Genomic DNA, 1974 nt, shown 5'->3' on the forward strand with positions numbered 1-1974 from the left:
GCTGACCAAAGGAGCGCTGCCCGTCGCCGAGACGCTGCGCATCGGGATCGAGATGGCGGACGCGCTGGAGCGCGCCCACCGCCAGGGCATCGTCCACCGCGACCTGAAGCCGGGGAACATCGTGCTGACCAAGTCGGGAGCGAAGCTGCTGGACTTCGGCTTGGCCAAGCCGCAGGGGCTGGCCGCCTCCGGCTCAGCCTTCAGCGGCATCGCCACGCAAGCTTCGCCCGCCAGCCCGGTGACGCGCGAGGGCACTGTGATCGGCACTTTCCAGTACATGAGCCCGGAGCAGGTGGAGGGGCGGGAGGCGGACGCGCGCTCCGACATCTTCGCCCTGGGCGCCGTGCTCTACGAGATGGCGACGGGCAAACGGGCCTTCGAGGGAAAGAGCCAGATCAGCATCGCCAGCGCCATCCTGGAGAAAGAGCCGGAGCCCATCAGCCGGGTGCAGCCCATGACGCCCCCGGCGCTTGAACATGTGGTGAAGACCTGCCTGGCGAAGGACCCGGAAGAGCGCTTCCAGACGGCGCACGACGTGAAGCTGCAGTTGCGCTGGATCGCGGAGTCCGGCTCGCAGGCGGGCGTCGCGCCTCCGGTGGTGGCGCACCGCAGGCATCGCGAGTGGCTGGCGTGGGCAGTTGCGGGGATGATGGCACTGGCCGCAGGGTTGCTGGGAGTGAGCTACGTGCGGCACACGAGCAAACCAGAGCCCGGGGTAGTGAAGCGCTTCGTCATCACCTTACCCTCCTCCGCGGTGCCGTACGCCGGGCTCACCAACTCGGTGGCGGTTTCGCCTGACGGCCGATACTTCGTGTACCGCGCCAGCCAGGCCAGCGTTGGCGGGCGGCTCTACCTGCGCTCCATCAGCGAACTGGAGGCAACTCCCATCCCCGGGAGCGATGACGCACTGAACCCGTTCTTTTCTCCGGACGGGAAGTGGGTGGCCTTCTTTGCGGGCGGGAAGCTGAAGAAAGTAGCCGTCTCGGGCGGGGCGCCGCTGATCATCTGTGACACCGTTTTTACGGGGCGCGGAGCAAGTTGGGGCCCCGACGACACCATCGTCTTCGGCGTTGGGGTAAACAGCGGCCTGCGTCGCGTGCCAGCGAGCGGAGGTAAGGCGGAGGAGCTCACTCAAGTCGATGCAAGCCAAAAGGAAGTCAGCCACCGCTGGCCGGAGTTCCTGCCGGGAGGCAAAGAGATTCTGTTCTCGATCCAGGTTTCGGTTGACTGGGACACGGCCCGGATTGCCGTGCTGTCTTTGAAAACGGGGAAGTGGCGCACTTTGATCGAAGGCGGCTCGCAGCCGCATTACTCGCCTACCGGGCACATCGTCTATGCGCGCACCGGGATGCTGGTGGCGGTTCCATTCGACCTGGACCGGATGGAAGTGACCGGGTCGCCGGCGCCGGTGCTGGAGGACGTTTTCGTGAACCGGGCGAGCGGCAACGCGGAAGTGGTCTTCTCACCGGAAGGAACGCTGCTGTATGTGGCCGGCAAAGGCACGGAGTCGCAGCGCGAACTGGTGTGGGTGGACCGCAAAGGGACGGCGCGGACGGTGGGAGTTGCCGCCGGCGCCTTCGAGGAGCCCAGCCTTTCTCCCGATGGGAAGAAGATCGCGGTGCACGTCCTGCCTCCGAGCGACGACATATGGGTATACGACCTGGGACGCGGAACCTTGACGCGGTTGACCTTCCAGCCAGGCGAGGACGAGTCGCCAGTGTGGTCGCCGGACGGCAAGCACGTGGCATACAGTTCCAGCATCGGCAACGAGCCGCGCGCCATTCTGTGGAAGAACGCAGACGGCAGCGGCACGGAAGAGAAGCTGGCCTCCACCGGCTTTCACATCCATCTGAGCTCCTTCTCACCGGACGGCAGGCTGCTGGCGTACACCAACTACGAATCAGAATCCCGCGGCGACATCTGGCTGCTGCCGCTGACCGGCGACCGGAAGCCACGGCCGTTCCTGCAGACGCC

General features: G+C 66.1%; 1 protein-coding gene. It reads left to right on the top strand.

Annotation, left to right across the window (positions count from 1 at the left end):
- On the top strand, positions 1–1974 hold a 1974-nt coding region (locus tag VGQ94_00875), incomplete at both ends, for a protein kinase (protein HEV2021060.1).

It is taken from the genome of Terriglobales bacterium, from assembly GCA_035937135.1.
Taxonomy (GTDB): Bacteria; Acidobacteriota; Terriglobia; order Terriglobales; family Acidobacteriaceae; genus DASYVL01.